This window comes from Massilia sp. DWR3-1-1, assembly GCF_049898325.1.
Classification (GTDB): domain Bacteria; phylum Pseudomonadota; class Gammaproteobacteria; order Burkholderiales; family Burkholderiaceae_D; genus JAFCUW01.
This window is the reverse complement of record NZ_JAFCXL010000051.1, coordinates 1-5455: the sequence shown is the minus strand read 5'-3', so window position 1 is coordinate 5455 and position 5455 is coordinate 1. Positions and strand designations below refer to the sequence as shown.

The 5455-nt window shown below is 65.3% G+C and carries 3 protein-coding genes and 1 pseudogene; all 4 read left to right on the top strand.

The annotated features are described in order from the left end of the window. Positions 1 to 123 (top strand): annotated as a pseudogene (locus ACP7EY_RS23705) (IS30 family transposase); the annotation flags it as partial. Positions 124 to 351: 228 nt separating this feature from the next. Continuing rightward, entirely contained in the window at positions 352 to 1632 is a 1281-nt protein-coding gene (locus ACP7EY_RS23700) for an IS4 family transposase (RefSeq protein WP_426197714.1), read from the top strand. 482 nt (positions 1633 to 2114) lie between these two features. After that, positions 2115 to 5234: a type VI secretion system Vgr family protein gene (locus ACP7EY_RS23695; RefSeq protein ID WP_426197713.1), complete on the top strand. Its 3120-nt coding sequence runs from the start codon at positions 2115 to 2117 to the stop codon at positions 5232 to 5234. A gap of 9 nt (positions 5235 to 5243) precedes the next feature. Then, positions 5244 to 5455: hypothetical protein (locus tag ACP7EY_RS23690; protein WP_426197712.1), on the top strand; the 212-nt coding region annotated here is incomplete at its 3' end.

Here is a 5455-nt window from a genome sequence, read left to right as displayed (position 1 = left end):
CTCGATGCCATCGCACTATCGCTCAATACGCGACCACGTGAAACGCTCGGCTGGAAGTCCCCGCTGGTGGTTTATACCGAACACATGGCTCGGCTACAATTGCAGGCCGATTCGATTCATTAACCCGGTGTTGCACTTGATACTTGAGACCGCCAGGCCTCGACATCGACTCGCAGAGTGGTTGGGCAAATAGGAGCTCCGGTCTGGCGATAGTCGGGGCCATGGCCCAATCCACCGAATTTAAGCGGCCAGCACAGATTTCGGCCGCCGACCTCATTTAATTCTTGACAGAACCACCGCTTCGCGCGGCCGCCGCCCTGATTGCGAGGGGTTTCGCGAGCAGGGCGGCCAATGAAACTCTTTTTGATCTTCATTGGCCGCCATGTCGTTACCGTCGTTGTTCACCGCGTTTTCCGTCTTCCGGCATTCGCCGCAATTTCGCGACCTTGCCCGCCATGCCGACGCCGGCAACGCCTTTGTGCGCCGCCGCAAGCCGCACTTGTCGCCGTCATGCTCAGCGGCATGCGCAAGAGCGTTCAAACTGAACTCGATGAATTCTTCGCTCACTTGAAAGAGCAGGCCCAACTCATGCACCACGTCTCCGAACAAGCCTTCGCCAAGGCCCGCGCCAAGCCGTCCGCCACCGCCATCCCGGCGCTCAACGACTGGCTCGTCGCGCGCGCTGACGCTGACGGCTTCGTGCCTCGCTGGCGCGGCCGTCGACTCGTCGCCGCTGATGCCTCGACCTTGTGTTTCGGACGCCGCGCCAGCCACGTCGCGCGCGCCGCCAGTGCCGACCAAATCGCCTTTGGCCTTTACCTGCCAGGTGCCGAGATGATGCTTGCCGCTTCCTTGCACAGCGTCCACGAGGACGAGCGCCAGATGCTGTTCCCGCACCTCGATCGCCTCGGCGGCGATGACCTGCTGCTGATGGACCGTGGCTATCCATCGCGCTGGCTGGTCGCCGTGCTCAACGCACGCGGCATCGGCTTTTGCATGCGCGTCGAAAAGGGCGGCAACAGCGGCTTCGCGTGCGTACGCGACTTTCTGCGCTCGGATGCGCACGACAAAATCGTCACGCTGGCGGCGCCCGACCGGCGCGATGCCAGCGACTACGAGTGCCCGGCAACGCCCCAAACGGTGCGCCTCGTTCGCCATGTTGCCAGCACCGGCAATGTGCGCGTGTTGATGACCAATTTGCTCGACCCAACGGCGTTTCCGGGCGCCGACTTCGGCGACCTCTATCATCAGCGCTGGCGCATCGAGGAAGCATTCAAACGCCTCAAGCACCGACTCAACCGGGAGCACGTCTCCGGCATGTCGCAGCAGGCGACAATGCACGACTTCGCCGCGAAGATCGTCTGCGACAACCTGCAGTCGCTGGCTACCGAAACCGCCTTGCGCGACGCGGCGCTGCCGCCGACAAGGCGCATCAATCGCGCCGCCGCCCATTCCATCCTCAAGCCACTGCTGCCAGCGTTGCTGCTCGGCGCTGACATCGCCACGCGTTTGATCGAAGCACTACAATTGATCGCGGGCCGGACTTACTCCCACCGACCCGGCATCATCAAATCCAAGCCTCGGGTGGCGCGACCGAAACCGCACAAATCCATGAGTCTGAAGCCGTGCTGATACGAGGCTCTGCTAAGTTCGGTGGATTGTCCCAGCAGCCGGCGTTGCTCGTCGTAGCATGGCCAGCCATACGTCCGTCTCGCGCCTTGCCCGAGCTTGCCAGCCATCGCCTACGCGCATGTCGGCATCCGCTCCCCCCAGCCTACTTGGATAGGCACTGAACAGAAACCCGGCATCGACGGTCATGGCGTGATTCGCACCGCAACGCATGACCGCAACCGCCCGCCCGCCAGAACAGCAACGCCGGTCGGCCCAGCCACCGCCTGTGCGACATACCAGCGGCGGCCCCACCTCGCGCGCATGACGATTCGCGTTTGAATTGCCGCTGGTTTCGGTGCGCGTGATCAGTCGGTTGCTGCAGCGCCACGCTTTTGCCCTTGCCGCATGGATGCGCGGTGCCATTGATCCAGCGCAAATTTCCGAAATCCCACAGCGCAATACTTGCCCTCGGCCAGTTGGACTCATCTGGCGATGGAGGTGCAATGACAAACCAATACCTGAACGAAGCGGCGGCCGACATCGCCACCCTGTCCGTGTTCGGCAAGGCCTCGCAGTTGAACCGGCTGCTGCGGCTCGACTTTCCGTTCAACGACGGCCCCGAAAAAGGCACGCTGCTGGTCAACACCATGCACGCGCGCGAAGAACTGTCGCGCGACTTTTGCATCGACCTGGAGCTCCTCTCCGACAACGCCTTCATCGCGCTCAACGAGATGATGGCGAAGATGGTCACGGTGTCTCTGGTGCGCGCCGACGGCTCGCTGCGCTACTTCAATGGCTACGTGAGCCAGTTTGAGTTGATCAAGACCGACGGCGGTTTCGCTTTCTACCGCATGGTGCTCGGCCCCTGGCTGACGTTTGCCCGCTTGCGCGAAGACTGCGTCTCCTTCCAGCGCAGATCCGTGGCCCAACTGACCGAAACGACCTTCGGCCATTACCTCGAGCGCGACTATCGCATCGACCTCCTTGAGGCCGACCCCGCGCTCAGTTGCGCCAACCAGTACAACGAGACCGACTACAACCACCTGCACCGCCGCTGGGAAGCGCTCGGCCTGCACTATACCTACGAACACCGCGCCGACGGGCATACCTTGTGCCTGGCAGACAACACGGCGCGCGCGCCCTGGATCGACATGGACAAGGATGCCGAGAGCGGCGTCGGCGAGATGGTGTTTCGCAGCGAATCGGGCGCTGGTGAAGGCGACGGCATCAAAACGTGGCAGCCGGCGCGGCGGATCGGCAGCGGCGCGCTGACCTTGACCAGTTTCGACTATAAAAAGCCGCGCCCCCAACGCGTGCAGGGCCACTCCGCCAACCGCCAGGACAGTGTGACCGCCTACGAGCGCTTCAGGAACACCGGCTCCTACGGCTTTCGCGACCCCGCCGGCGGCGAGGCGCTGGCCACGCGCAGCATGGAAGAACTCGACGCCATGACGCAGTTTTTTCACGCGCGGGGCAACGACCGCAACGCCCAGGCGGGGCGCAGTTTCCGGCTGCTGGACCACTTCAGCAGCGCGCCGCCGCACATGGACATGGCCACGCGCGACTACGTCATCGTCGCCATCGACCACCACGCCAGCAACAATTACCAGGCCGGGCCGGGCGCGCCTTCGAAATACAGCAACGACATGACCTGCATCCGCCAGAGCGTGCGCTGGCGCCCCGGCCGCGGCTACAACAGCGAGCGCTGCCTTGACCCCGGCGTGCAGACGGCGCTGGTCGTCGGCCCCGCCGGCCAGCAGATTCACACGGACGGCCTCGGCCGCGTGAAAGTGCAGTTTCACTGGGACCGCGCCGGCCAGTATGACGAGGCCAGTTCGCAGTGGGTGCGCGTGGCCATGCCGGTGGCCGGCGGCCAGTTTGGCCAGATAGGCGTGCCCCGGGTTGGCCAGGAAGTGGTGGTGCAGTTCTTGGATGGCAACGTCGATCATCCGATCATCACCGGGATCGTGTACAACAGCGAAACGATGCCGCCCTGGCAGCTGCCAGGCCAGGCCGCCCTGTCGGGCATACGCAGCCGCGAGCTGGACGGCGGCGGGCGCAGCAATCATCTGGTGCTCGACGATACGGCCGGTAAAATTCAGGCGCAGCTCAAGAGCGACCATCTCGCCAGCCAGCTCAGCCTCGGCCATATCCACCGCATCGAAGACCATGCCGGACGCAAGGACGCGCGCGGCCAGGGCTTCGAGCTGCGAACCGACGGCCACGGCGCCGTGCGGGCGCAGCACGGCCTGCTGCTGAGCACCGAAGGACGGCCGAACGCCGGCGCCCATGTCACCGACATGGCACCGACGCTGGCGCGCATGGTCCAGGGTCAGGCCTTGCACGAGAGCCTGTCGCAGATCGCCCAACAGGCACAGGCGCACCAGCCGGGCGACGGCGCCGAAGTTGCCGTCGCGCTACAGGCGCAGGTCGACGCCCTCAAAGGCCAGGGGGGCCTGCCTGCGCAAGGTGAATTCCCGGAATTCCAGGCGCCCCACCTGACCCTGGCCAGTCCCGCCGGCATTGAAACGAGCACCCAGGGTTCCACCCATCTGATGAGCGTGGAGCACACCGCCCTGACCAGCGGCGGCCATGCCAGCCTGTCCGCCGGCAAGAGCCTGCTCGTGAGCGTGAAGGAAGCGGTGCGCATGTTTGCCTACAAGGCCGGCATGAAGCTGGTGGCGGCCGGCGCCGACATCGACATCACCGCCTTGAAAGACAGCGTCAACATCCTGGCCAAGCTCAACATCACCCATACCGCCAACCGGATCACGATCACGGCCAAGGAAGAGGTGGTGATCAACGGCGGCACCAGCTTCAGCCGCTGGAACGCAGCGGGGATCGTCCATGGCACCAACGGCACCTGGCGCCAGCACGCGGCGCAACACAGCTTCGTCCCCGCCAAGAGCGAAGGCACCCCTGGCTTGCCGCAGACCGTGCAGCTGGCGCCGGGGCAGCTCGACCTGTATCACCAGTACGTGAATCTGGAAGGGGGCAGGAAGCAAGGCATCGAGCAAGGCGACTACACCGTCATCGACGCCGAAGGTGGCGTCCACCAGGGCAAGCTCGATGGCAATGGCTTCGCCAGCGTGGCCGGCCTGCCGATGGGAATGGCGACGGTCAGCTACGGCAAGGACCCGCGCGACCCGTGGGATGAAGGCAGCTACTTCGGCCCGGCAAGCGAATGGCCGAACGTTGCCTCGCCCCAGTCTGGCGTCGCTGCCGCTGCCGCGGCTGACCCACCGGCACCAAAGCCAACGCCGATCGGGCAGCCCCCCGGCCCGCTCGCTGGCGCCAAAGCTGCGGCAGCCGAGCTCAACGGCGCAGCCGGCAAGTTGGGCGCGATTGCGCAAGCTGCAACGCAAGCGGCAAGCGCAGTGCAGACGCTGCCAAAAGGCGGCGCGCAAGCATTGCTGGCGCAGCTCGGACAGGCCGCCCTGGGCCAGGTTGCCGATAACGGTGCGGACAAGTTCGCAGGCGGCGCGACGGCCTTGAACGCAATTGGCGCGGCACGGGCCGGCACGCCTGCCGCTGCCTTCGCGTCGACCCTCGGTGTGCCCGGATCGCTGCCGCGCAGCGGCGCTGAAGTGGCGCCCTCGCCCCTTAAAAAATCCATCCTGTAAAAAGCCGCCATGACCGCGCCCTCGCCAGCCCCGATCAAACCGGCCGAACGCGCGCCGGAAGTGGCCGTCGCCCCGCTCGACACCATCGACCCGAGCGACATCGGCGCCGGCGCCGCCGCCTTCGACAAATGGCTGCGCAAGATCAGCTGCGACTACGTCACGCTGGAGCGCCTGAGCACCGTGGCCGGCAGCCTGCCGGTGATCGGTAACATCATGGCGCT

Bases quoted from the DNA above. Each gene is read 5' to 3' on its own strand.
- ACP7EY_RS23700 (WP_426197714.1), top strand. From the start codon at position 352: ATGAAACTCTTTTTGATCTTCATTGGCCGCCATGTCGTTACCGTCGTT.
- ACP7EY_RS23695 (WP_426197713.1), top strand. From the start codon at position 2,115: ATGACAAACCAATACCTGAACGAAGCGGCGGCCGACATCGCCACCCTG.